Source organism: Nitrospirillum amazonense, from assembly GCF_007828035.1.
GTDB classification, from domain to species: Bacteria; Pseudomonadota; Alphaproteobacteria; order Azospirillales; family Azospirillaceae; genus Nitrospirillum; species Nitrospirillum amazonense.
In genome coordinates, this window is record NZ_VITV01000002.1 from 1 (window position 1) to 23,366 (window position 23,366).

36 protein-coding genes are annotated in these 23,366 nt (G+C 65.4%); 34 read left to right on the forward strand and 2 right to left on the reverse strand.

Translation table 11 applies throughout. From position 1 onward, the window contains the following. From FBZ87_RS03985 to FBZ87_RS04130, 30 genes are all read left to right on the forward strand, one after another. On the forward strand, window positions 1-97 hold a 97-nt coding region (locus FBZ87_RS03985), incomplete at its 5' end, for an EF-Tu C-terminal domain-related protein (RefSeq protein ID WP_000507943.1). 76 nt (window positions 98-173) lie between these two features. After that, the gene (rpsJ, locus tag FBZ87_RS03990) at window positions 174-482 is read left to right on the forward strand and encodes a 30S ribosomal protein S10 (RefSeq protein WP_040848411.1); all 309 of its coding nucleotides are present in this window, start codon (window positions 174-176) and stop codon (window positions 480-482) included. A gap of 58 nt (window positions 483-540) precedes the next feature. Beyond that, window positions 541-1,248: a 50S ribosomal protein L3 gene (gene rplC / locus FBZ87_RS03995; protein WP_040848410.1), complete on the forward strand. Its 708-nt coding sequence runs from the start codon at window positions 541-543 to the stop codon at window positions 1,246-1,248. Between the two features lie 5 nt (window positions 1,249-1,253). Continuing rightward, the gene (rplD, locus tag FBZ87_RS04000; protein ID WP_145609111.1) at window positions 1,254-1,874 is read left to right on the forward strand and encodes a 50S ribosomal protein L4; all 621 of its coding nucleotides are present in this window, start codon (window positions 1,254-1,256) and stop codon (window positions 1,872-1,874) included. After that, window positions 1,871-2,188, forward strand: coding sequence for a 50S ribosomal protein L23 (locus tag FBZ87_RS04005; RefSeq protein ID WP_088871757.1), 318 nt, complete (start codon window positions 1,871-1,873; stop codon window positions 2,186-2,188). Before rplD ends, FBZ87_RS04005 begins: the two co-directional genes overlap by 4 nt. Window positions 2,189-2,199: 11 nt before the next feature. Next, window positions 2,200-3,027 (forward strand): 50S ribosomal protein L2, encoded by an 828-nt coding sequence (rplB, locus tag FBZ87_RS04010; protein ID WP_040848407.1) that lies wholly within the window; start codon window positions 2,200-2,202, stop codon window positions 3,025-3,027. A gap of 12 nt (window positions 3,028-3,039) precedes the next feature. After that, window positions 3,040-3,318 (forward strand): 30S ribosomal protein S19, encoded by a 279-nt coding sequence (gene rpsS, locus FBZ87_RS04015; RefSeq protein WP_004273665.1) that lies wholly within the window; start codon window positions 3,040-3,042, stop codon window positions 3,316-3,318. A 1-nt stretch (window position 3,319) separates the two neighbouring features. Beyond that, entirely contained in the window at window positions 3,320-3,715 is a 396-nt protein-coding gene (gene rplV / locus FBZ87_RS04020; protein WP_004273664.1) for a 50S ribosomal protein L22, read from the forward strand. Between the two features lies 1 nt (window position 3,716). Beyond that, window positions 3,717-4,397, forward strand: a complete 681-nt coding sequence (gene rpsC / locus FBZ87_RS04025) for a 30S ribosomal protein S3 (protein ID WP_040848406.1) — start codon at window positions 3,717-3,719, stop codon at window positions 4,395-4,397. Between the two features lie 29 nt (window positions 4,398-4,426). Next, on the forward strand, window positions 4,427-4,852 hold the full coding sequence (gene rplP / locus FBZ87_RS04030; RefSeq protein WP_040848405.1) for a 50S ribosomal protein L16: 426 nt from the start codon (window positions 4,427-4,429) through the stop codon (window positions 4,850-4,852). Then, entirely contained in the window at window positions 4,849-5,055 is a 207-nt protein-coding gene (rpmC, locus tag FBZ87_RS04035) for a 50S ribosomal protein L29 (protein WP_040848404.1), read from the forward strand. Before rplP ends, rpmC begins: the two co-directional genes overlap by 4 nt. Before the next feature lie 14 nt (window positions 5,056-5,069). After that, window positions 5,070-5,327 (forward strand): 30S ribosomal protein S17, encoded by a 258-nt coding sequence (gene rpsQ / locus FBZ87_RS04040; RefSeq protein WP_004273663.1) that lies wholly within the window; start codon window positions 5,070-5,072, stop codon window positions 5,325-5,327. Window positions 5,328-5,352: 25 nt separating this feature from the next. Further along, window positions 5,353-5,721, forward strand: a complete 369-nt coding sequence (rplN, locus tag FBZ87_RS04045) for a 50S ribosomal protein L14 (protein WP_004273662.1) — start codon at window positions 5,353-5,355, stop codon at window positions 5,719-5,721. Then, window positions 5,722-6,036, forward strand: coding sequence for a 50S ribosomal protein L24 (gene rplX / locus FBZ87_RS04050; protein WP_040848403.1), 315 nt, complete (start codon window positions 5,722-5,724; stop codon window positions 6,034-6,036). Window positions 6,037-6,044: 8 nt separating this feature from the next. Beyond that, window positions 6,045-6,587: a 50S ribosomal protein L5 gene (rplE, locus tag FBZ87_RS04055; RefSeq protein WP_040848402.1), complete on the forward strand. Its 543-nt coding sequence runs from the start codon at window positions 6,045-6,047 to the stop codon at window positions 6,585-6,587. 16 nt (window positions 6,588-6,603) lie between these two features. After that, on the forward strand, window positions 6,604-6,909 hold the full coding sequence (rpsN, locus tag FBZ87_RS04060; protein WP_004273661.1) for a 30S ribosomal protein S14: 306 nt from the start codon (window positions 6,604-6,606) through the stop codon (window positions 6,907-6,909). Between the two features lie 15 nt (window positions 6,910-6,924). Then, on the forward strand, window positions 6,925-7,323 hold the full coding sequence (rpsH, locus tag FBZ87_RS04065) for a 30S ribosomal protein S8 (protein WP_004273660.1): 399 nt from the start codon (window positions 6,925-6,927) through the stop codon (window positions 7,321-7,323). A 12-nt stretch (window positions 7,324-7,335) separates the two neighbouring features. Beyond that, the gene (gene rplF / locus FBZ87_RS04070) at window positions 7,336-7,869 is read left to right on the forward strand and encodes a 50S ribosomal protein L6 (protein ID WP_145609112.1); all 534 of its coding nucleotides are present in this window, start codon (window positions 7,336-7,338) and stop codon (window positions 7,867-7,869) included. 11 nt (window positions 7,870-7,880) lie between these two features. Then, window positions 7,881-8,243 carry a 50S ribosomal protein L18 gene (gene rplR, locus FBZ87_RS04075; RefSeq protein WP_088871756.1) on the forward strand — a complete coding sequence of 121 codons (363 nt, stop codon included), beginning with the start codon at window positions 7,881-7,883 and terminating at the stop codon, window positions 8,241-8,243. Window positions 8,244-8,255: 12 nt separating this feature from the next. Then, on the forward strand, window positions 8,256-8,858 hold the full coding sequence (gene rpsE, locus FBZ87_RS04080; RefSeq protein ID WP_040848400.1) for a 30S ribosomal protein S5: 603 nt from the start codon (window positions 8,256-8,258) through the stop codon (window positions 8,856-8,858). After that, window positions 8,858-9,049 carry a 50S ribosomal protein L30 gene (gene rpmD / locus FBZ87_RS04085; protein ID WP_040848399.1) on the forward strand — a complete coding sequence of 64 codons (192 nt, stop codon included), beginning with the start codon at window positions 8,858-8,860 and terminating at the stop codon, window positions 9,047-9,049. The genes rpsE and rpmD overlap by 1 nt, the downstream gene beginning before the upstream one ends. A 33-nt stretch (window positions 9,050-9,082) precedes the next feature. Further along, window positions 9,083-9,559: a 50S ribosomal protein L15 gene (gene rplO / locus FBZ87_RS04090; RefSeq protein ID WP_145609113.1), complete on the forward strand. Its 477-nt coding sequence runs from the start codon at window positions 9,083-9,085 to the stop codon at window positions 9,557-9,559. 180 nt (window positions 9,560-9,739) lie between these two features. Then, the gene (gene secY / locus FBZ87_RS04095; protein WP_145609114.1) at window positions 9,740-11,074 is read left to right on the forward strand and encodes a preprotein translocase subunit SecY; all 1,335 of its coding nucleotides are present in this window, start codon (window positions 9,740-9,742) and stop codon (window positions 11,072-11,074) included. Beyond that, window positions 11,071-11,718 (forward strand): adenylate kinase, encoded by a 648-nt coding sequence (locus FBZ87_RS04100; RefSeq protein ID WP_004273658.1) that lies wholly within the window; start codon window positions 11,071-11,073, stop codon window positions 11,716-11,718. Before secY ends, FBZ87_RS04100 begins: the two co-directional genes overlap by 4 nt. 418 nt (window positions 11,719-12,136) lie before the next feature. After that, window positions 12,137-12,505 (forward strand): 30S ribosomal protein S13, encoded by a 369-nt coding sequence (rpsM, locus tag FBZ87_RS04105; RefSeq protein ID WP_004273657.1) that lies wholly within the window; start codon window positions 12,137-12,139, stop codon window positions 12,503-12,505. A gap of 19 nt (window positions 12,506-12,524) precedes the next feature. Further along, window positions 12,525-12,923 carry a 30S ribosomal protein S11 gene (gene rpsK, locus FBZ87_RS04110; RefSeq protein ID WP_004273656.1) on the forward strand — a complete coding sequence of 133 codons (399 nt, stop codon included), beginning with the start codon at window positions 12,525-12,527 and terminating at the stop codon, window positions 12,921-12,923. A gap of 232 nt (window positions 12,924-13,155) precedes the next feature. Then, window positions 13,156-14,172: a DNA-directed RNA polymerase subunit alpha gene (locus FBZ87_RS04115; RefSeq protein ID WP_040848396.1), complete on the forward strand. Its 1,017-nt coding sequence runs from the start codon at window positions 13,156-13,158 to the stop codon at window positions 14,170-14,172. A 165-nt stretch (window positions 14,173-14,337) separates the two neighbouring features. Further along, complete coding sequence (gene rplQ / locus FBZ87_RS04120) at window positions 14,338-14,760, forward strand: 50S ribosomal protein L17 (RefSeq protein ID WP_040848395.1); 423 nt, start codon at window positions 14,338-14,340, stop codon at window positions 14,758-14,760. A gap of 217 nt (window positions 14,761-14,977) precedes the next feature. Next, complete coding sequence (locus FBZ87_RS04125; protein WP_145609115.1) at window positions 14,978-15,229, forward strand: hypothetical protein; 252 nt, start codon at window positions 14,978-14,980, stop codon at window positions 15,227-15,229. A 53-nt stretch (window positions 15,230-15,282) separates the two neighbouring features. Further along, window positions 15,283-16,707: a DegQ family serine endoprotease gene (locus FBZ87_RS04130; protein ID WP_145609116.1), complete on the forward strand. Its 1,425-nt coding sequence runs from the start codon at window positions 15,283-15,285 to the stop codon at window positions 16,705-16,707. A gap of 36 nt (window positions 16,708-16,743) precedes the next feature. Here FBZ87_RS04130 and FBZ87_RS04135 read toward each other — a convergent pair whose 3' ends face one another. Beyond that, complete coding sequence (locus FBZ87_RS04135; RefSeq protein WP_145609117.1) at window positions 16,744-17,406, reverse strand: TlpA family protein disulfide reductase; 663 nt, start codon at window positions 17,404-17,406, stop codon at window positions 16,744-16,746. A gap of 205 nt (window positions 17,407-17,611) precedes the next feature. Here FBZ87_RS04135 and FBZ87_RS04140 point away from each other — a divergent pair, with 205 nt between their 5' ends. Together FBZ87_RS04140 and FBZ87_RS04145 are read left to right on the forward strand one after the other, a co-directional pair. Then, complete coding sequence (locus tag FBZ87_RS04140) at window positions 17,612-18,943, forward strand: replication-associated recombination protein A (RefSeq protein ID WP_145609118.1); 1,332 nt, start codon at window positions 17,612-17,614, stop codon at window positions 18,941-18,943. 115 nt (window positions 18,944-19,058) lie between these two features. Next, window positions 19,059-20,048 (forward strand): proline iminopeptidase-family hydrolase, encoded by a 990-nt coding sequence (locus tag FBZ87_RS04145; RefSeq protein ID WP_145609119.1) that lies wholly within the window; start codon window positions 19,059-19,061, stop codon window positions 20,046-20,048. A 19-nt stretch (window positions 20,049-20,067) separates the two neighbouring features. Here the strand turns inward: FBZ87_RS04145 and FBZ87_RS04150 are convergent, their stop codons facing one another. Further along, on the reverse strand, window positions 20,068-22,176 hold the full coding sequence (locus FBZ87_RS04150) for an FUSC family protein (RefSeq protein ID WP_145609120.1): 2,109 nt from the start codon (window positions 22,174-22,176) through the stop codon (window positions 20,068-20,070). Window positions 22,177-22,352: 176 nt separating this feature from the next. On the opposite strand from FBZ87_RS04150, the gene FBZ87_RS04155 reads away from it, so the two are divergent. Together FBZ87_RS04155 and FBZ87_RS04160 are read left to right on the forward strand one after the other, a co-directional pair. Beyond that, window positions 22,353-22,760, forward strand: a complete 408-nt coding sequence (locus FBZ87_RS04155; RefSeq protein WP_145609121.1) for a hypothetical protein — start codon at window positions 22,353-22,355, stop codon at window positions 22,758-22,760. Then, window positions 22,760-23,362, forward strand: a complete 603-nt coding sequence (locus FBZ87_RS04160; protein WP_145609122.1) for a hypothetical protein — start codon at window positions 22,760-22,762, stop codon at window positions 23,360-23,362. Before FBZ87_RS04155 ends, FBZ87_RS04160 begins: the two co-directional genes overlap by 1 nt. The last annotated feature ends 4 nt before the right edge of the window (window positions 23,363-23,366 follow it).

Below are 23,366 nucleotides of genomic sequence, written 5' to 3' on the forward strand. Positions count from 1 at the left end.
GATCGCCCCGATCGCCATGGACGAAGGCCTGCGCTTCGCCATCCGCGAGGGCGGCCGCACCGTCGGCGCCGGCGTGGTCGCGAAGATCATCGCCTGATAAGTACCAACTGATTTGATTGACGGTGTGCGGTGCCGATGCTATTCGGCACCGCTTCCAACCAAGGTTTAGGACGATGGAAAGCCAGAATATCCGGATCCGCCTGAAGGCGTTCGATCATCGCGTGCTCGACCAGTCGACCAGCGAGATCGTGAATACGGCCAAGCGGACCGGTGCCCGGGTGCGCGGTCCGATCCCCCTTCCGACCCAGGTCGAGAAGTTCACGGTGAACCGCAGCCCGCACATCGACAAGAAGTCGCGTGAGCAGTTCGAGATCCGTACCCACAAGCGCCTGCTGGACATCGTCGATCCGACCCCGCAGACCGTGGACGCGCTGATGAAGCTCGACCTGGCCGCCGGCGTCGACGTCGAGATTAAGCTGTAAGTTTGAGTTGTGGGACCTCTCCCCCTGAGGATGTCCCCTGTTAGGAGAAGAGACTAAAATGCGATCCGGTTTGATCGCGCAGAAGCTCGGCATGACCCGCATCTTCACGGATGAGGGTGAGCACGTGCCGGTGACTGTGCTGAAAGTCGACAATTGCCAGGTCGTCTCCCACAAGACCGAAGACCGGGACGGGTACACCGCCCTGGAAATCGGCGTGGGCAAGGCCAAGGTGAAGAACGTCACGAAGGCTGAGCGCGGCCACTTCGCCAAGGCGAAGGTTGAGCCGAAGAAGAAGACCGTGGAGTTCCGGGTGACCCCGGACGCCCTGGTCGAGGTCGGTGCGGAGATCACCGTCGATCACTTCGTCGCTGGCCAGTTCGTGGACGTCACCGGGACGACCATCGGTAAGGGCTTCGCCGGTGGCATGAAGCGCTGGAACTTCGGCGGCCTTCGCGCCACGCACGGTGTGTCCGTGTCGCACCGTTCGCACGGTTCGACCGGTCAGCGCCAGGATCCCGGCCGCACCTTCAAGAACAAGAAGATGGCGGGTCACCTGGGCGTTGAGCAGGTCACCACCCAGAACCTGAAGGTCGTCTCGGTCGATGTCGAGCGCGGCCTGATCCTCGTCCGCGGCGCCGTCCCCGGCTCCGAAGGCGGTTACATCCTGGTCAAGGACGCCGTGAAGAAGAAGCTGCCGGAGGGCGTTCCCTTCCCGGCCGCCTTCCGTGCGCCGACGCAGGACGCTCCTGCCGCGCAGGAGGGCTGAGCATCATGAAGACGACCGTTAAGAACCTGAAGAACGAGCAAGTCGGCGAGATCGAGCTGGACGACGCCGTGTTCGGCCTGCCGGCCCGTGCCGATCTGCTGGCCCGCATGGTGAACTGGCAGCTGGCCAAGCGCCGTCAGGGCACGCACAAGACCAAGGGGATCTCCGAGATCTCCGGCACGACCAAGAAGCCGTGGAAGCAGAAGGGCACCGGCCGTGCCCGTCAGGGCTCCCTGCGCTCGCCGCAGTTCCGCGGCGGTGCGGTGATCTTCGGTCCGGTGGTGCGCAGCCATGAGCACGACCTGACGAAGAAGGTCCGCAAGCTGGCCCTGAAGACCGCCCTGTCGGTCAAGGCCGCCGAGGGCAAGCTGGTCATCCTGGACGACGCCCGCGCCGAGACCCACAAGACGAAGGCGCTGGTCGAGCAGTTCGGCGCCCTGGGCCTGAGCTCGGTTCTGATCATCGACGGCGCCAACCTGGATGAGAATTTCGTCCGGGCCGCCGGCAACATTCCTCACGTGGATGTGCTGCCGGAGCAGGGCGCCAACGTGTACGACATCCTGCGGCGCGACACCCTGGTGTTGACCCGCAACGCGGTCGAGCAGTTGGAGGCTCGCCTGAAATGAGCAAGAACGCGAAGCCGTTTGTGAGCGCCGAGCGCATGTACGACCTGATCGTCGCGCCCGTCATCACCGAAAAGTCCACCCTGGGCTCCGAGCATAACCAGGTCACCTTCCGGGTGCCCCTGGATGCCACGAAGCCCGAGATCAAGCAGGCCGTCGAAGGCCTGTTCAAGGTCAAGGTGACGGCCGTGAACACCATCGTCTCGAAGGGCAAGACCAAGCGCTTCCGGGGCATCGTGGCTCGCCGGTCCGACTTCAAGAAGGCCATCGTGACCCTCGCCGAAGGGCACACGATCGACGTCACCACCGGCGTGTGAGGGCATTAACGATGGCACTTAAGACTTACCGTCCCATTACCCCGAGCCTGCGCCAGCTGGTGCTGGTCGATCGCTCGGAGCTGTACAAGGGCAAGCCGGTTAAGCGTCTGACGGAGGGCCTGAGCGGCACCGGCGGTCGTAACAACACCGGTCGCATCACCGCGCGTCGCATGGGCGGCGGCCACAAGCGCCGTTACCGTCTGGTCGACTTCAAGCGCAACAAGTTCGACGTCCCCGCGACGGTCGAGCGTCTGGAGTACGATCCGAACCGGACGGCCTTCATCGCTCTGATCCGCTATCAGGACGGCGACCTGGCCTACATCCTGGCTCCGCAGCGCCTGAAGGCCGGCGACGTCGTCGTCGCTGGTGAGAAGGTCGATGTGAAGCCCGGCAACGCCATGCCGCTGAAGAACATCCCGGTTGGCACCATCGTCCACAATGTGGAGCTGCGTGCGGGCAAGGGCGGGCAGATCGCCCGTTCCGCCGGTACGTTCCTGCAGCTGGTGGGCCGCGACCAGGGTTACGCCCAGCTGAAGCTGCCCTCGGGCGAGCTGCGCATGGTCCGGGGCGAGTGCATGGCCACCATCGGTGCCGTGTCCAACCCCGACCAGTCCAACACCGTGATCGGCAAGGCCGGTCGCAACCGTTGGCTGGGCCGTCGTCCGTCCGTCCGTGGCGTCGCCATGAACCCGATCGACCACCCGCACGGTGGTGGTGAAGGCCGTACCTCCGGTGGCCGTCATCCGGTCACGCCGTGGGGCAAGCCGACCAAGGGCAAGAAGACGCGTAGCAACAAGAAGACGGACGGCCTGATTATCCGTCGTCGTCGCTCTAAGTAAGGAGTAGGACCCGTGACCCGTTCCGTCTGGAAGGGGCCGTTCATTGACGGCTACCTTTTGAAGAAGGCAGAGAAGGCGCGCGCGTCCGGCCGCAACGAGATCATCAAGATCTGGTCGCGCCGTTCCACGATCCTGCCCCAGTTCGTCGGTCTGACCTTTGGCGTTTACAACGGCCATAAGTTCCTGCCGGTGCTCGTGACAGAGAACATGATCGGACACAAGTTCGGTGAGTTCTCCCCGACGCGGACTTTCTACGGCCACGCGGCCGACAAGAAGGCGAAGAGGAAGTAAAATGAGCAAGCCTCAATCTGAACGGCCTTTCGCCGACAACGAGGCTGCGGCGCACGGCCGGATGATCAAGTCCAGTGCCCGCAAGCTGAACCTCGTCGCCCAGATGATCCGCGGCAAGGAAGCCGGCACCGCGCTGGCCATGCTGACCTTCTCCAAGCGCCGCATCGCCGGCGAAGTGAAGAAGGTTCTGCAGTCGGCCATCGCCAACGCCGAAAACAACCACCAGCTGGACGTTGACCGTCTGGTGGTTGCTTACGCCACCGTGGGCCGCGCCCTGGTGATGAAGCGCTTCCATGCCCGGGCCCGCGGTCGCGGCGCCCGTGTCGAGAAGTCTTACAGCAACTTGACCGTGGTGGTGCGCGAGCGCGCCGAGGAAGCCACGGGGGAGACCGCGTAACATGGGTCAGAAAGTCAACCCCATCGGGCTCCGCGTCGGTATCAACCGGACCTGGGACAGCCGCTGGTTCGCCAGCCGCGACTACGCCACGCTGCTGCACCAGGACCTGCGCCTGCGCAAGCACCTGCAGGGCAAGCTGGCCGCGGCCGGCGCCTCGCGCATCATCATCGAGCGGCCGGCCAAGAAGGCCCGCGTCACCATCCACACGGCCCGTCCGGGTGTGGTGATCGGCAAGAAGGGCGCCGACATCGAGAAGCTGCGCACCGATCTGGGCCGCATGACCGGCTCCGAGGTCAGCCTGAACATCGTCGAGATCCGCAAGCCGGAACTCGACGCCCGGCTGATCGCCGAGAACATCGCCAGCCAGCTGGAGCGTCGTGTCGCCTTCCGTCGCGCCATGAAGCGCGCCGTGCAGTCGGCCATGCGCCTCGGCGCCCAGGGCATCCGCATCAACTGCGGCGGCCGTCTGGGTGGTGCTGAGATCGCTCGTATGGAGTGGTACCGCGAAGGTCGCGTGCCGCTGCACACGCTGCGCGCCGAGATCGATTACGGCACGGCCACGGCTAAGACCACCTACGGCACCTGCGGTGTCAAGGTGTGGGTGTTTAAGGGCGAAATTCTGGCGCACGATCCGTTCGCCCAGGACAAGCGCGCCGATCAGCAGCCCGTCGCGGCGCGCTGAGGGTGAACGGATACTAGAGGGCAATTGCCATGCTGAGTCCGAAACGTACTAAGTACCGCAAGCAGCACAAGGGGCGCATCCACGGCGCCACCAAGGGCGGCAGCCAGCTGAACTTCGGCGCCTTTGGCCTGAAGGCGGTCGAACCGGCGCGCATCACCGCGCGCCAGATCGAGGCGGCCCGCCGCGCGATCACCCGTCACATGAAGCGTCAGGGCCGGGTCTGGATCCGGATTTTCCCGGACGTGCCGGTGTCGAGCAAGCCCGCCGAAGTCCGCATGGGCTCCGGTAAGGGTTCGCCCGAGTTCTGGGCGGCCCGCGTGGCCCCCGGCCGCATCATGTTCGAGCTGGATGGTGTGCCGGCGGACCTCGCCAAGCGCGCCTTCGAGCTGGCCGCTGCCAAGCTGCCGATTAAGACCCGATTCATCACCCGCCTGGGTGAGGGAGCTGAGGCATGACCAAAGCCGTCGACCTGCGCACGAAAAGCGTGGATGAGTTGCAGGACCAGCTCTTGCAGCTGAAGAAAGAGCAGTTCAATTTGCGCTTCCAGCGCGCCTCCGGGCAGCTGGAGAATACCGCGCGTGTCGGCCAGGTTCGGCGCGACATCGCTCGGATTAAGACCATCCTGGGCCAGCGGGAAACCGCTGCGCCCGTGTCCTGACAGGGGGAAGCGTTATGCCCCGGCGTGTTTTGCAGGGCACGGTTGTGAGCGACAAGGGCGACAAGACCGTCATCGTGCTGGTCGAGCGTCGTGTTATGCACCCCGTGTACAAGAAGTTTATTAAGCAGTCGAAGAAGTATGCTGCTCATGACGAGCAGAATGCTTATAAGGCTGGCGACACGGTGACGATCGAAGAGTGCCGTCCGATTTCCAAGCGGAAGCGGTGGGCCGTCGTCGTGGAAAGCGCCGCCCCGTCGGGCGCCGCCGTCTAACTGTTTTGCTTAAGGAAGCCAAACCATGATCCAGATGCAAACCAACCTGGAGGTCGCTGACAACAGCGGCGCGCGCCGGGTGCAGTGCATCAAGGTGCTGGGCGGCTCCATGCGGAAGGTCGCGGCCGTTGGCGACGTCATCGTCGTCTCGGTCAAGGAGGCCATTCCGCGGGGCCGCGTGAAGAAGGGTGACGTGCACCGCGCCGTCATCGTTCGCACCGCCAAGGAAATCCGTCGCACCGACGGTTCCGCCATCCGCTTCGACCGCAACGCGGCCGTGCTCATCAACAAGCAGGGTGAGCCGATCGGGACCCGTATCTTCGGGCCGGTCACGCGTGAGCTGCGCGCCAAGAAGTTCATGAAGATCATCTCCCTGGCGCCGGAGGTCCTGTAAATGTCGAAGATTAAGAAGGCCGACAAGGTCGTCATCATCGCCGGCAAGGACAAGGGCAAGCAGGGCGAGGTGATCGCCGTTCTGCCGAAGGAGAACCGCGTCAAGGTGCGCGGCGTGAACCTGGTGAAGAAGCACCAGCGTCCGACTCCGACCCAGCAGGGTGGCATCGTTGAGCTCGAGGCGTTCATCGACGTCTCCAACGTCGCCCATGTCGACCCCAAGACCAACAAGCCGACCCGCGTCGGCTACCGGATCCTGGAAGACGGCCGCAAGGTCCGTTTTGCCAAGGTTTCCGGTGAAGTCATCGACCTGTGAGGCGCGTTATGGCTGCCAGGCTTAAAGAACATTACGATTCCGTCGTTCGCGCCTCGCTGAAGAGCGAGTTCAACTACGCCAACGACCTGGAAGTGCCGCGGATCGAGAAGATCATCATTAACATGGGCGTCGGCGAAGCCACGTCCGATGGTAAGAAGATCAACGCCGCCGTCACCGATCTGACCGCCCTGTCCGGTCAGAAGCCGGTGGTGACCCGCGCCCGCAAGTCCATCGCGCAGTTCAAGCTGCGCGAGGGCATGGCCATTGGTTGCAAGGTGACCCTGCGCCGTGACCGCATGTACGAGTTCCTGGACCGTCTGATCACGATCGCCCTGCCGCGCGTCCGCGACTTCCGTGGCGTGTCGGGCACGAGCTTCGACGGTCGTGGCAACTACGCCATGGGTCTCAAGGAGCAGATCATTTTCCCGGAAATCGACTACGACCGCGTGGACGAAATCCGGGGGATGGACATCATCATCGTCACCACGGCGAAGACCGATAAGGAGGCCAAGGCCCTCCTGAAGGGCTTCCAGATGCCGTTCGCGAACTGAGCGGCAGGAGCTTCCCATGGCCAAGACCAGTTCTGTTCAGAAGAACAAGCGCCGCGAGCGCCTCGCGAAGCAGTACGCCGGCAAGCGTAATGCTCTGAAGGCCATCGCGTCCGATCGCACCCTGCCGCCCGAGGAGCGGTTCGCCGCCCGCCTCAAGCTCGCCGAGCTGCCGCGCAACTCCAGCCCGACCCGTATTCGGAATCGCTGCGAGCTGAGCGGTCGTCCGCGTGCTTTTTACCGCAAGTTTAAGCTGTCTCGTATTGCCCTGCGCGACCTGGCCTCTACCGGCCAGATCCCGGGCATGACGAAGTCCAGCTGGTAATCGGAGGTTCGGGAAATGGCGTTGAGCGATCCCTTGGGCGATATGCTGACCCGCATCCGTAATGGACAGCGGGCCCGCATGCAGTCTGTCACCAGCCCGGCCTCGAAGCTGCGCACCAACGTTCTGGAGGTGCTGAAGCGCGAGGGTTACATCCGTGGCTACTCCCTGGACACGGTTCGTCCGGGCGTCCATAGCGTGCGTATCGAGCTGAAGTATCACGAAGGCGAGCCTGTCATTAAGCAGGTGCAGCGCGTGTCGAAGCCCGGCCGCCGCATTTACTCCAAGATCGCCGATCTGCCGCGGGTCTTTAATGGCCTCGGCATCTCGATCCTGTCGACGCCCCGTGGCGTCATGTCGGACAGCGAGGCCCGTGCCGCCAATGTTGGCGGCGAGGTCCTCTGCAAAGTGTTCTAAGGAGCTGGCCACATGTCTCGTATCGGCAAGCATCCGGTGCCCGTTCCGGCCGGCGTGACCGTTCAGGTCACCGGCCAGAACGTCACCGTGAAAGGCAAGCTGGGCCAGCTCAGTCTGACCCTGGTTGACGACATCTCCGCCACGCTGGAAAACGGCGCTGTGGTGGTGAAGCCCGCGAACGACAGCCGCAAGGCTCGCGTGAACTGGGCCACCTCCCGCACGCTGCTGGCCAACATGGTCAAGGGTGTCGACACCGGCTTCACCAAGAACCTCGAGATCACGGGCGTGGGTTACAAGGCCGCCGTCCAGGGTCAGGAACTGCTCCTGAACCTGGGCTTCAGCCATGACGTGCGCTTCCCGATCCCGGCCGGCATCACGATGAAGTGCGACAAGCCCACTTCCATCTCGATCACCGGTTTCGACAAGCAGAAGATTGGCCAGGTTGCGGCTGAGATCCGCGCGTACCGTCCGCCCGAGCCCTACAAGGGCAAGGGCATCCGGTACGCGGATGAGGTCATCATCCGCAAAGAAGGCAAGAAGAAGTAAGGCGCACGATCATGAGCAATGCAAAAGTTCTGAGCGCGCGCCGCAAGCAGCGGGTGCGCACGCGGGTCCGGAAGCTGGGGCAGGGGCGTCCGCGCCTGTCCGTGTTCCGGTCCAGCCAGCACATCTACGCCCAGGTCATCGACGACGTGGCCGGCCAGACCAAGGCCGCGGCCTCGTCCATCGACAAGACCCTGCGTGCGGAGCTGAAGACTGGCGCCGACATCGAAGCGGCCAAGGCCGTCGGCAAGCTGATCGCCGAGCGGGCCAAGGAAGCCGGCATCACGGAAGTGGTGTTCGATCGCGGTTCGTACCTGTTCCATGGCCGGGTCAAGGCCCTGGCCGACGCCGCGCGCGAAGCCGGCCTGCAGTTCTAAGGGGTAGCGATTATGGCACGTAACGAGAGGGACGGCGGCAACAGCGGCGGTCGCGAGCGTGGCGGGGACCGGGATCGTACGCCCCGGGACCGCGAGGAAAGCGAGCTGGTAGAAAAGCTCGTTGGTATTAACCGCGTCGCCAAGGTGGTGAAGGGTGGCCGTCGCTTCGGCTTCGCCGCCCTGGTCGTGGTGGGTGACGCCAAGGGTCGCGTCGGCGTTGGTTCGGGCAAGGCCCGCGAAGTGCCGGAGGCCATCCGCAAGGCCACCGATCAGGCCAAGCGCTCCATGATCCGCGTGCCGCTCCGCGAGGGCCGGACGCTGCATCATGACGTGCACGGCCACTTCGGCGCCGGCAAGGTGGTGCTGCGCACCGCCGACGCCGGTACCGGCATCATCGCCGGTGGTCCGATGCGCGCGATCTTCGAGGCTCTCGGCGTCCAGGACGTCGTGACCAAGTCGGTTGGCACGTCGAACCCGCACAACATGATCAAGGCGACCTTCGACGCCCTGTCCCAGTGCGTCAGCCCCCGCGCCGTCGCCGCCCGCCGTGGCCGTCGCGTCAGCGATATCCTGGGCCGCCGCGAGGCTGGTGCCGAGGCGAAGGAGAGCGCGTGATGAGCGAGAAGAACACCGTCATCGTGACCCAGATCGGCAGCCCGATCGGCCGCCAGAAGGACCAGCGGGCGACGCTGGTGGGTCTTGGTCTCAACAAGCTGCACCGTACCAGCGAGCTGGAGGATACCCCTTCGGTCCGCGGTATGATCGCCAAGGTGCAGCACCTCGTGCGCGTCGAGAAGGCCTCCTGAGGCCTTCCCGATACGGCTTGAAGGGATAAAGTCATGAAGCTTACGGATATTCGCGACAACCCGGGCGCCCGCAAGGCGCCCACCCGGGTTGGTCGGGGCATCGGCTCCGGCAAGGGCAAGACCGGCGGCCGTGGCGTGAAGGGTCAGACCTCGCGTTCCGGTGTGTCGATCAACGGCTTCGAAGGCGGTCAGATGCCCCTGCATCGCCGCCTGCCGAAGCGCGGTTTCAACAACCTGTTCGGCACCGACTATTCGGTGGTGAACGTGGGCACCGTCCAGAAGGCCATCGATGAAGGCCGCCTGAACGTCGCCGACGTGATCACCGCCGAGGTGCTGGTCGCCGCCGGTCTGGTGCGCCCGTCCCGCGACGGCGTGCGCCTGCTGGCCAAGGGCAGCATCACCGCCAAGGTGGCGTTCGATGTCGCCGGCGCCTCCGCCGCGGCCGTGGCCGCCGTGGAAGCCGTTGGTGGCTCGGTCAAGGTGCCCGCGGTCGAAGCGGCTGCCGAGTAATTAAGGAAGTGCGGCCGGCGTTCGTGTTAAAAGCGAGCGCCGGCCGTCTTTCTTTCTGCCGCAGGTCTCCCCATCTGGGGTGGGACCCGTTAGGGGGACCGGCGACGGTCCCTTTTCTTTTGTCTTTTTGATACCGTCTGTGCCGCGCCCCTGAGAGGCGCCTCGATAGGAACGGATTCCATGGCTTCAGCCGCCGAGCAGCTCGCCGCCAATCTTAATTTCGGCTCCTTCGCCAAGGCCACGGAACTGAAGAAGCGGCTCTGGTTCACCCTGGGAGCGCTCATCGTTTTCCGCCTGGGCACCTACATTCCCCTGCCGGGCATCAACGTCCAGGCCTTCGCCGACGTTTTCAACCAGGCCAAGGGCGGCATCCTGGGCATGTTCAACATGTTCGCGGGTGGCGCCATTGAGCGCATGAGCATCTTCGCGCTCAACATCATGCCTTACATCTCCGCCAGCATCATCGTGCAGCTGCTGACGGCCGTGATCCCCAGCCTCGAAGCCATGAAGAAGGAAGGCGAGGCGGGTCGTAAGAAGATCAACCAGTACACCCGCTACGGCACGGTGATCCTGGCCATCTTCCAGTCCTATGGCCTGGCCGTGGCACTGCAGGGCGCCAAGGGCGGCACGGTGATCGATCCCGGCCCCTTCTTCATCATCAGCACCGTGGTCACCATGGTGGGTGGCACCATGTTCCTGATGTGGCTGGGTGAGCAGATCACTGCCCGGGGCGTGGGCAACGGCACCTCGCTGATCATCTTCACCGGCATCGTGGCGGCCCTGCCCAAGGCGCTGATGCAGCTGCTGGAACTGGGCCGTACCGGGGCCATCGGCTTCGGCATCCTGGCCCTGCTGCTGGCCATCGCCGTGGGCGTGATCTTCTTCATCGTGTTTATGGAACGCGCCCAGCGCCGGCTGATCGTGCAGTACCCGAAGCGCCAGGTGGGCAACAAGGTCTATGGGGGTGAAGCCTCGCACCTGCCCCTGAAGCTGAACACGTCGGGCGTCATCCCGCCGATCTTCGCCAGCTCGCTTCTGCTGCTGCCGGCCACCGTCACCGGTTTTTCCGGCGGCACCGGTCCGGAGATCCTGCAGACCATCGCCCGCTATGTCACCCATGGCCAGCCGCTCTATATCGTGCTGTACATGGCGCTGATCGTGTTCTTCAGCTTTTTCTATACCGCGGTCGTGTTCAACCCGACCGAGACGGCGGAGAATCTGAAGAAGTATGGCGGTTTCATCCCCGGTATCCGTCCGGGTAAGAACACCGCTGACTATCTGGACTTTGTTCTCACCCGTTTGACGGTGTTGGGCGCCGGCTACCTGGTGGTGGTTTGTCTATTGCCCGAACTGTTGATGGCCAAGAACGCTATTCCTTTTTATTTTGGCGGCACCAGCCTGCTAATTGTGGTAACGGTGACTATGGACACGGTCGCCCAGATCCATTCGCATCTGCTGGCGCATCAATATGAAGGCCTCATCAAGAAGGCAAAGCTGAGGGGGAGGCGTGGATGAACCTGATTCTTCTGGGGCCGCCGGGCGCCGGCAAGGGAACGCAGGCGCAGCGGCTTGAACGGAAGTTCGGGTTGGTGCAGTTGTCGACGGGCGACATGTTGCGGGCGCTGAAGGATAGCGGCAGCCCCCTGGGTCAGCAGGCCAAGGAGATCATGGCCGCCGGCAAGCTGATGCCGGACGCGATCATGGTCGAGATGATCGCCGACCGCATCACCCAGCCGGATTGCGCCAAGGGCTTCATCCTCGACGGCTTCCCCCGCACGGTTCCACAGGCTGAGGCCCTGGACCGCATGCTGGCGGACAAGCACCTGAAGCTGGACCACATCATCGAGATGGTGGTGGACGACGCAGCCCTGGTGGAGCGTGTGACCGGCCGGTATACCTGCGCCAAATGCGGCGCCGGCTATCACGACAAGTTCCACCAGCCCAAGGTGGCGGGCGTCTGCGACATCTGCGGCTCGACCGAGTTCAAGCGCCGGGCCGACGACAACGCCGAGACCTTCACCAAGCGTCTGGCGGAATACCACGCGCTGACGGCGCCCATCCTGCCTTACTATCAGGGCAAGGGCGTGCTGAAGCAGGTGGACGGCATGGCGGAGATCGACGAGGTCACCCGTCAGCTGGAAGCCATCATCGCCGCCTGAGCCTCGGGCGTCGCGGTTGTCCGAATAGGGAAAGGGCCGTTTCTCCAGTGGGGGAGGCGGCCTTTTCCTTTGGTGGCCTATCACCTGGCTGCATGCCCGGCGTGGGCGCCGCCCGCGTGGGCGCGGTTGACATCCGGTCGCGCCTGCGTATACTCCCGCATCCGATCCGTTCCGGGCTGTGGCCCTGCGGGTCCGGATGAAACCGGCTCTCGGCCCTGGCGCCCCTTTGGGGTGGCGGGACGGAGTTGGTTCGTATGTGCATTTGGAGATCCTGGAGTTTCCAGGTTTTCTTCGGATGAGATGCCCCGAAGGTCATTGGATGTCCCCGCCACGGGAGCCGGTGATCAGGCGGGGTGTGGACGAAGATCGCATCGCCCGGGCGTGACGCCGGGGCGGGCATGAACGATGGAGAAAGCGCGTGGCGCGTATCGCTGGCGTTAATATTCCCACCGCGAAGCGGGTGGAAATCGCCCTTCAGTACATTCACGGCATCGGTCCCTTCATGGCGAAGGAGATCTGCGGCAAGGTCGGCATTCCGCTGGAGCGCCGCGTGCATCAGCTGACCGACGACGAAGTCCTGCGTATCCGCGAAGTCATCGACAGCGACTACTCGGTCGAAGGCGACCTGCGTCGCTCTGTCGCCATGAACATCAAGCGGCTCATGGACATGGCCTGCTACCGCGGCCTGCGTCACCGCAAGGGCCTGCCGGTCCGCGGTCAGCGCACGCACACCAACGCGCGCACCCGCAAGGGCCCGGCCAAGCCGATCGCCGGTAAGAAGAAGTAAGCTGAAGGACTGATAAGAAATGGCAAAGCCCAACGCTTCTGCCGCCCGGCTTCGTCGCCGCGAGCGCAAGAACATCACCTCGGGCGTGGCGCATGTGAACGCCTCGTTCAACAACACCATGATCACCATCACCGACGCCCAGGGCAACACCATCGCTTGGTCCTCGTCGGGCATGATGGGCTTCAAGGGTTCGCGCAAGTCGACCCCCTACGCCGCCCAGATGGCCGCCGAAGACGCGGGCCGCAAGGCCCAGGAACACGGCATGCGCACCCTGGAAGTGGAAGTGAAGGGTCCGGGTTCGGGCCGTGAGTCCGCCCTGCGCGCCCTGCAGTCGGTCGGCTTCCAGATCACGTCCATCCGCGACGTGACGCCGATCCCGCACAATGGCGTTCGCCCGCCGAAGAAGCGCCGCGTCTGATCGTTCTACCGATTACGGAGGCGGCCCTTGCGGCCGCTTCCGGTCCAAACGCTTCCGCGTTTCCCCGCCGCCCCGGGACCGGCTTTCGCATGCCATCGCGATCGCCCATGCATGGGGGAGGTGGTCAGGTTCAGGACAGGGCGCCGGTCGCAGGACCGGCGCCCTGATCCGCAACCCGACAGCGGTGAAACCGGGTGTCGTGTCCTCCCGATGGCATTAGAGGCAACTACCCGTGATTCAGAAGAACTGGCAGACCCTGGAAAAGCCCAGCAAGCTCGACGTGAACGTCGGTGCCGATCCGCGCCGTGAGGCCACGATCGTCGCCGGCCCGCTGGAGCGTGGCTTTGGCCTGACCCTGGGCAACGCCCTGCGCCGCGTCCTGCTGTCGTCCCTTCAGGGGGCGGCGGTCACCGCCATCCACATCGATGGCGTCCTGCACGAATTCTCCTCCATCCCCGGCGTCCGTGAGGACGTGACCGACATCGTTCTGAACATCAAGAACATGGGTCTGAAGATGGAGGGCGAGGGCCCGAAGCGGCTGCGCCTGCGCGCCGAAGGCCCCAAGGAAGTCACCGCCGGCATGATCGAGGTGACGGGCGACATCGAGGTGATGGATCCCGACCTGGTGATCTGCACCCTGGACGCCGGCGCCCGCCTGAACATGGAACTGACGGTCGAGAAGGGCAAGGGCTACGTCCCCGCCAGCCAGAACCGTCCGGAAGACGCCCCCATCGGCCTGATCCCGATCGACGCCCTGTACAGCCCCATCCGCAAGGTGGCGTACAAGGTGGAGAATACCCGCCTGGGCCAGCGCACCGACTATGACAAGCTGTCGCTGTCGATCGAGACCAACGGCGCCGTGACGCCCGAGGATGCCGTGGCCATCGCCGCCCGCATCCTGCAGGACCAGCTGCAGCTGTTCATCAACTTCGAGGAGCCGCAGGCCGTCACCGCGTCGGAGAAGTCCGACGAGGTGCCGTTCAACAAGAACCTGCTGCGCAAGGTGGACGAGCTGGAACTGTCGGTCCGTTCGGCCAACTGCCTGAAGAACGACAACATCGTCTACATCGGCGACCTGGTGCAGAAGACGGAAGCGGAAATGCTCCGCACCCCGAACTTCGGCCGCAAGTCGCTGAACGAAATCAAGGAAGTGCTGTCCCAGATGGGCTTGCACCTCGGCATGGAAATCCCGAACTGGCCGCCCGAGAACATCGAGGACCTGGCCAAGCGTTTGGAAGAGCCGTACTGAGCTTGATGTGAGGTTCTCCGCATCCGGTTACGGCCGGATGCGGAGTACAGGGCATAGGGCCCACCCCCGCCGTACCGGCCAGCGCCCCTTACGGGCACAGGCGGGCGTTTCGGGGATCGTCATAGGTGTCGGCATCCGACACCCGGACATGAAAGGAGAAGCACCATGCGTCACGGCGTTTCCGGGCGTAAGTTCAGCAAGACCTCTACCCACCGTCTGGCCATGTTCTCCAACATGGCCAATGCCCTGATTAAGCACGAGCAGATCAAGACGACCCTGCCGAAGGCCAAGGACCTGCGGCCGATCGTGGAGAAGCTGATCACGCTGGGCAAGAAGGGCGGCCTCGCCAACCGTCGCCTGGCGTTCGCGGAACTGCGCGACAACGCCATGGTCGACAAGCTGTTCACCACTATCGCCGAGCGTTACAAGGACCGTCAGGGTGGCTACACCCGCGTCCTGAAGGCCGGCTTCCGCTACGGTGACATGGCCGCCATGGCCGTCATCGAGCTGGTGGACCGCGACGTCTCCGCCAAGGGCCAGGACAGCGGTCCGGTCCAGGTGACGGAGACCGAGGAAGAAGCGGCCTGAGTCTAGGCTGTTCCACTTCCGGAATGGTAAGGGAAGGGGCGGATCCGTGAGGGTCCGCCCTTTTTCATTGCTCTGGCGGCGGGGGCGGGGCGCGACCGTGTCGCGCCGCAGCGCCCGTATAAGCCCGTGGACGGGCGGGGGCCAAATCGCGCATCCTGCCGCCCGTCCATCGCCGGTACGACAGGCGTGCGGCGGGCGCGGACAGGAGGATGAACCGGTGCGTATTTTGGGGACCAAGGCGGCTTTCGCCGGCCTGCTTTTGATAGGGCTGGCGGGCTGCATGGCGCTGCCGTCGCAGCGCGAGGGCAAGCTGGACACCCACGCGGCCTGCGTGGCGCGCTGCAACCGCGACAGCCAGGTGTGCGGCGACACCAAGGCCGGGCAGAGCGATCATACGCCCGAACTGAACAACGGCATGTGCCAACGCGACCTGAAATCCTGCCTGAACCGTTGCGGCGACCCGGGCTGAACCCTATCTCACCCCCGTCCCCTCGTTTCGATCAGACGTGAGAGTTCTTCCCCGTGACGCTTGAAACGCCGTTCCGCCGCCTAGTCTCCCGTTGCGCCCTGGTGGCTGTCGCCGCCGGCCTGGCCTTGACGCCGCCGGCCCTGGCCCAGCAGGTGCCGCAGAGCCGAGAGCAGATCACGCTCAGCTACGCCCCCCTGGTGAAGCGGGCGGCGCCGGCGGTGGTCAACATCTACAGCCGCCGTGTCATCAAGCAGCGCGTGTCCCCCTTCATGGAGGACCCGTTCTTCCGGCAGTTCTTCGGCGACGCCTTCCGCGGCGTTCCGCGCGAGCGGGTGGAGTCCTCGCTGGGCTCTGGCGTCATCATCCGGCCCGACGGCCTGATCGTCACCAACGACCATGTCATCAAGGACGCCGACCAGATCACCGTGGTGCTGGCGGACCGGCGGGAGTTTCCCGCCAAGGTAATGAGCGCGGACGAGAAGGTGGACCTGGCCGTCCTGCGCATCGACACCAAGGGTGAGAAGCTGCCCACGCTGGACCTGGGCGATAGCGACAGCATCCAGGTGGGTGACCTGGTGCTGGCCATCGGCAACCCCTTCGGTGTCGGCCAGACGGTCACCAGCGGCATCGTTTCGGCCCTGGCCCGCACCGGCGTGGGCGTGTCGGACTTCAACTTCTTCATCCAGACGGATGCCGCCATCAACCCGGGCAACTCGGGCGGCGCGCTGATCACCATGGACGGCAAGCTGGCCGGCATCAATTCGGCCATCTATTCGCGCAGCGGCGGCTCGGTCGGCATCGGCTTCGCTATCCCGGCGGACATGGTGCGCTCCGTCGTCACCGCGGTGGAGGGGGGTGGCAAGCTGGTGCGCCCGTGGATGGGCGCCAGCGGCCAGCCGGTGACGCAGGAGCTGGCCACCAACCTGGGCCTGCCCCGGCCCCAGGGCGTGCTGATCAACCAGTTGAACCCCAAGGGGCCGCTTGAGCAGGCGGGCGTGAAGGTGGGGGACGTGGTGACGGCGGTGAACGGCCACCTGGTCGATGATCCGGAAAGCCTGCGCTACCGCATCGCGCTGCTGCCCGTGGGCGGGAACGCGACCCTGACCATCATCCGCAAGGGGGCCGAGACCAAGCTGCCGGTGAAGCTGATCGGCCCGCCGGAAGACCCGCCCCGGGATGAGACCGCGCTGGATGGCCGCCAACCCTTCGCCGGCACCACCGTCGCCAACATCAACCCGGCACTTGCCGAGGAGGTCGGCTACGCCGGCAGCTCCGATGGCGTCATCGTGCTGAAGGTGCAGCCGGGCACCACCGCCCAGGCCCTGGGCTTCCAGCCGGGCGACGTGGTGGTGAAGGTGAACGGCCAGCCCATCACGCGTGTGGCCGACCTGAAACGGTTGGTGAACCAGCCACAGCGCCGCTGGGACTTGGCTGTCCGCCGGGGTGATCAGGTGCTGACGCTGAGCGTCGGTGGCTGAGGGCTTCGTCGCCGGCTGACGCGGTTTGCCGCCGCGTCAGCCCGGCGCCCGGGCCGCCCACCCGGTCAAGGTCCGGACCAATATGTCCACGTCATGGGAATTTTGCGGATCGCCCCCTTGCGTCACCGGAATGGGGTGGCGATCGAAGCGCAAGCCTTCGCCATCCCTCCCCAGGAAGGTACTCATGGGGAAGGCGGTGCCGATGGCCGTCTGTTCCGGCGGATTCATCGAGACGTCGGCATACAGGTCCCGTGACGTGCCGGGGGGCAGGTCCAGCACCACCTGCCGCCAGGGCAAGTCATGCTCTTTCACATAGGCCTGGTCCTTTTCCCAGTCGCGCAGCCGGGAGACCAGGACGATTTCCAGCTTGTCCGCGCCCACCTGCTCCTGCACCTGGCGCATCACGCGGAATTCCGCGACGCAAGGGGCGCACCAGTGGGCCCACTGGTTCACCCAAACGATCTTGCCCTTCAGGCTGTCGAAGCGGAACGGCTGCCCGGCCGTGTCCTTGAACGGCGCGGCGTGCAGGGCCGAGATATGGCGGGCCAATTCCGCAGGGCTGTCGGTGCGCTTGATCCGTTGAACCGGCGGCGGTGTGGGCGACGTGGTTGTGGCGTCGCTGGCCACGGCCGCCCAGGGGAGGCTGGGGACCCATGCCAAGACCGTGCCCAGGATCAGCCGCGTCAGTGTGTGGCTCATGGATAGGCCCTGTTTCCATTGGGCTGGCCGGCGACCAGCGACCCACTTTGGTTTATACGGGGAACGTTTATGCAACCCGGCGAGGGTGTAAATGGGGGCCCCGCGACAGGCATCCCTGAAATGGACGATGCCAAGGCGGGCCCTACTCTGGCATGGTGTTCCGGGGCCCGCTGTTCCGGGTTTGTATCCTCATGAGTAAGGCGCGATGGTGAAGAGCGGATCGGGTTCCCTGTTCGAGGCGGAGGCGCCGCGCCCGCTGGCCGACCGGCTGCGGCCGACCGCGCTGGACCAGGTGGTGGGGCAGGAGCATCTGCTGGGCCCCAAGGGACCCATCGGCCGCATGGTGGCCGCCCACCGTCTCAGCTCCATGGTGCTGTGGGGCCCGCCGGGCTGCGGCAAGACCACCATCGCCCGTCTGCTGGCGCAAGCCACCACCCTGGCGTTCGAGCCCCTGTCCGCCGTGTTCTCCGGCGTGGCCGACCTGCGCAAGGTGTTCGAGGCGGCCAAGCAGCGCCGCCAGGCGGGCCAGGGCACCCTGTTGTTCATCGACGAGATCCACCGCTTCAACCGATCCCAGCAGGACGGCTTCCTGCCCTATGTCGAGGACGGCACGGTCACCCTGGTGGGCGCCACGACGGAGAATCCGTCGTTCGAGCTGAACGCTGCCTTGCTGTCCCGCGCCCAGGTCTTCGTCCTGAACCGCTTAGGCGAGGAGGCGCTGGAGAAGCTGATCGGCCGGGCGGAGGCGGAGGAGGGCCGCGCCCTGCCGCTGACCGAAGACGCGCGGGCGGCGCTGAAGGCCATGGCCGATGGCGACGGGCGCTATTTCCTGAATTTGGTGGAGGAGATTTACGCCGTGGTGCGTCCGGGGGAGGACCCGCTCGACACCAACGCCCTGACCGTGGCGGTGCAGCGGCGCATGCCCCTCTACGACAAGGCGCAGGAGGGGCACTACAACCTCATCAGCGCCCTGCACAAGTCGCTGCGCGGGTCGGACACCGACGCCGCCCTCTACTGGTATTCCCGCATGCTGGCGGGCGGCGAGGACCCGCGCTACATCGCCCGCCGCCTGGTGCGCTTCGCCAGCGAGGATATCGGCATGGCCGATCCCCAGGCCCTGACCATCGCCCTTGCCGCCTGGGACGCCTATGAGCGCCTGGGCAGCCCGGAGGGGGAACTGGCCATCGCCCAATGCGTCATCTACCTGGGCACGGCGCCCAAATCCAATGCCGCCTACATGGCCATCAAGCAGGCGCAGCGCGCCGCCAAGGAAACGGGCAGCCTGATGCCGCCCATGCACATCCTGAACGCGCCCACCCGTCTGATGAAGGATCTGGGCTACGGCAAGGGCTACAACTACGACCACGACACGGCCGATGGTTTTTCCGGCCAGAATTATTTCCCCGATGGCATGGCGCGGCGGGAGTTCTATCAGCCGGTGGAGCGCGGCTTTGAACGCGAGATCAAGAAGCGCCAGGACTACTGGGCCAAGCTGCGCCAGCGCGCGGCGGAGGGCAAGGAGAGCGGCGAGAGCTGACGCCTGCCCTGATGGGCTATGCCCTTGAAATTATTTGCGGAGAAGGGGGGCTTCCGGCACCTCTATCGCGGAACTCGCGCCGGCATGCCGCGCGCCCCTTCCTATTGAGGATTTCATGGACCGCAGACAGTTCCTGTCGGCCGCCGCCGTTCTGGCCGCCGCGACCACCCCGATGACGCCCTCCCTGGCCGAGGCCGCCCCCGCCGCTCCCCTCAACCCGCCCGGTATTCGCATGGCCGGCATCCGCATGATCCCGGTGGCGGGGGGCAAGTACAAGGTCTGGACCAAGAAGATCGGCAGCGGCGCCGTGAAGGTGCTGCTGCTGCACGGTGGCCCCGGCTTTTCCCACGAATACCTTGAGGCGATGGAGTCCTTCCTGCCCGAGGCCGGGATCGAGATGTATTATTACGACCAGTTGGGGTCGAACAATTCCGACCAGCCAGACGACACCAGCCTGTGGACCCTGCCGCGCTTCGTCGAGGAGGTGGAGGAGGTGCGCCAGGGATTGGGCCTGGACCAGTTCGTGCTCTATGGCCATTCCTGGGGCGGCATCCTGGCCATCGATTACGCGCTGAAATACCAGAAGCACCTGAAGGGCCTGGTCATTTCCAACATGGCGGCCGGCATCCAGGCCTACCTGAAGCGCGTCAATGCCCTGCGCAGCCTGATGAAGCCCGAGTCCCAGAAGCTGATCCGGGAGCTGGAGGCGAAGCAGGCCTATGACGACCCGGCGTACGAGAAGATCATGATGGAGGAGATGTATCCCCAGATGATCTGCCGCCTCGACCCCTGGCCGGAGCCTGTCACCCGCGCCTTCCGCCACGCCAACCTCACCATCTACAACCAGATGCAGGGAAAGAGTGAGCTGGAGGTGACGGGCAACCTGAAGGACTGGGAACGTTGGGATCAGCTATCCCAGATCAAGGTGAAGACCCTGACCATCGGCGCCACCCACGACGAGATGGATCCGGAAGATATGAAGCGCATGGCGACGCTGATGCCCAACGCCCGGTCCGTGACCTGCCCGCAAGGCAGTCACCTGTGCATGTGGGACGACCAGGACTTCTACTTCAAGAACCTGATCCCGTTCCTGAAGAGCGTGTAAGTATAGCTATAGGACCGGGCTATGCCCTGTCCGGCGCCATGGCGCGGGCGTAGTCCTTGGCCGCCTGCACGACGTGGGTGACGGCGCGGGCAATGTCGTCCGGCGGTTCGCCCTCGCGCGCCAAGGCGCTATCATCCATCGGCACGCCGCGCACCAGGGCGCCCAGCCGCATCGTGGCCGCCTCGCAATAGCCGATGCGCCGGGCGTCGGGCGGGCCGGGGATGGTGCGTTCGTCCAGCCAAGCGACGGTGGCGGCCCCCGCCAGGCGGCGCAGCGTTTCCAGAACGGCGCCGGCCTCGTCCAGGTGCGCCTTGCGCCGGCGGCCCTCCAGCACCATGCGCTGGCGCGTCACCTCGGCCGCCGTGCTGGCCAGGCCGGCGGCCCGGCGGGCGGCGTCGATCTCTGCATAGGGCGTCTGGCCCGCCCGCACCACCAGGGTGGCGTAGCGCATGTTGGCCTCCACCGCCGCCGCCAGCTTGTGGGGGAAGCCCTTGGGCTCCCGCTCCGGCCACAGGACCAGGCAGCCGGCCAGGCCGATGACGCTGCCCAGCGTGTTGTTGAAGGCGCGGGCCAGCGCGATGCCTTCGCCATGGGCGTTCAGGCCGGGGTGCAGCAGGTCGGCCACCAGCACGAACAGCGGCGTCAGGAAGGTGACGAACAGGCTGTAGCTGACGGAGCGTAGGGCGATGGTGGCGGCCGCCAGGGGGAAGATGGCCGCCAGCAGCGCGAGGGGCGTGGGCAGGGCCACGGCCAGGAAGGCAGCTGCGGCGCCGCCGATGACGCTGCCCACCACGCGTTCCAGGGTGCGGGGCCAAGTGGTGGCGGCCTGCGGCTGCATCACCACAACCGCCGCCATGGTGGCCCAGTAGGCATAGGCGACGTCGAGATAGGCGGTGACGGCGTAGGTTACCGTCACCACCAGGGCCACGCGCAGGGCATGGCGCGCGATGGGGGAGGAAGGGACCAGGGCCAGGCGCAGGGCCCGGGCGGGCGTCAGGCGGCGGCGCGGCGTCTCGTCCTGTTCGGGCACGGTGGCCAGTGCGCCGTCATCCACCGGCGGCGCCCAGGCGCGGGTCAGGTCGGCCAGGGCCTGGGCGCAGACCTGGGCCACGCGGCCCACCAGATCGTGCGCTGGCCGGGCGACGCGGTCCAGCACCTCCGCCTCATAGGCCACCAGGGCGCGGTCGGGCTCGGACCGCATCACCTGGCGGCTGGTGCGGGTCAGGGCGGCGCGCAGCTGGCGCAGCGGCAAGGTGTCGGCGTCGGTAGGTGTGCCGGTGGCGTGCGGCTCAAGGTCATAGCCCAGCGCGATCAGGCCGGCGAAGATGCGTTCGCCCGCCTCGATGGCGGCCAGCAGGGCGCGGCGGATGTCGCGCCCGTTGCCGCGCCCGGCGGAGAAGCGGCCCACGGCGGCACGCGCCCGCTCGATCGTGTCGCGCACCGCGCGGCGATGCTCGGCAGCATGCGCCTTCCAGCGCGCGTCCTGGGTGGCACCGCTGGCGTGCAGGGCCAGCAGTTCGGCCGTCATGTCACCGAGTTCGGAATAGATGGCGGCGACGGCGCGGCGGGCGGGGGCGTAGGGATGGATGCGCCACAGCACCAGGCACAGGGCCACGGCCCAGCCGCTGCCCAGCAGGAAGACGCCGGACAGGCGCAGGGCGTCCAGGGGCGCCATGGGATAGCCCACCGCCACCACGGCGACGCAGCAGGCCAGCACGCCCACCTGGGTGGCGGCCGGGCCGTAGACGCGGCTGAGGCAGCAGATGAACAGGGCGACGAACAGGGCCGCCGCCGCCCAGCCGTGCCCCAGCGCTGCCACCGCGCTGACGGCCCCCGCCATGGCCGTGCCGATCAGGGCGAATCCGCCCATGGCCCGCAGCCGTACGCCGAAAGGCCCGCCGGGGTCGGCCAGGCAGGCCCAGAAGGCGGCAAAGGCCGCCCACGACAGGATGGGCTGGTCCAGGTACAGCGCCAGCGTGACCATCAGCGCCACCGCCGTGGCGGCGCGCAGACCCTCGGTGATGCCGATCTGCTCCGGCGTCAGCGCGAACGACCGCGCCTGCAGCCAGCGCGCGAGCCGGGCCAGCGGGGAGGAGCGGTCGGTGGGCACCGTGTGGGCGTGGGACATGGAAACTCAAGTAGGCGAACGGGTGACCAGGGCAACGGTAACCAAGATCGTTCGCAGATGCAGCATTGGCGTGTGCATTGCGGCATTGCTGTCGGGGCGGATGTTCTTTGATCGCTAAAAACAGCTTGTCGGCTGGTTACATGGCGTCAGTATGCGTTGTGAGGTTGGCAGCGGAGATGGACGTGACCGTTAGGATGCAACGTGCGGTCAGGGTGGGCATTGTCTTCGTGTCCTACTTCATGGCGAGCTTTTTTACCTTCCTGCCCGACGGAAATGGAGAACATGGTTTCCAGAACCTGTTCTGGGGATTGATCTATGGTTTCGGCTGGCATGTGGCGGGTTCGCTGACACACTTCAGCCGATCCGCCGATATCTTCGGATTTTTCATCTGGCCATTGTTGGTTTGGGTCGTGTTGTTTCTGCTGACGCGCCTTTGTTTCAGCGCACCACGGCTGTGGCAGCGTCGGTTGATTTGGGCCGGGTTGGCTCTTTCACTGTTTATCGTGATGCCAGGAAAAACGGCGTTTTCGCTAGGCTTCCAGCATTTGCCAACGCTCAACAACCTTGAAGCGGCGGCGTACTGATGGGCCGGCGCGCGCTTCGTTGGCTGTTGCGAATTGCGTTGTGGCTGTGCCTGTCAGTGGTGACCGCTGTCATTCTGCTGGTGCTGCTGTGGAAGGCGGCAGAGCTGGATCAGCAGGCGACAGAGGATGAAAAGTTACCCATCTTCGTCGCGATGGTGGACGGGCTGGCGGACGCCTTGACCGACTTCGGTTCCCGCGATCCCGTCTATGTTTCCCTGGATGGGCGTATTTTTCCTGACGACCTGCTGCGAGAGGTACAGGCGCGGCAGCCCGGCTTCTCCATCCTATCCTGTCCCCCGACATCAAGGCGCGACCGGAGGTGTGCCGAGGGCTACCGGGATGCCTTTGAGGGTGATGGGCCGCAGCCGCTTGTCGATGTGACCCGGTTCGAAATACCCCTCTGGCACCTCGCCCAGGTTCGTTACACCTTCCACAACGGATCGGGCGAACGGATCCTGATCAAGGCTTTCGGCAAATGGCGGATCATCCACCGCTGGGATGTCCATGTGCTGGTGACCAAGATCCTGGATGAAGACGATGACGAGTCTCCTGCTGAGGATGAGGCGCCGAAGCAGCTGAAGGTGCCACGGGGTGGCCCCTGAGCCG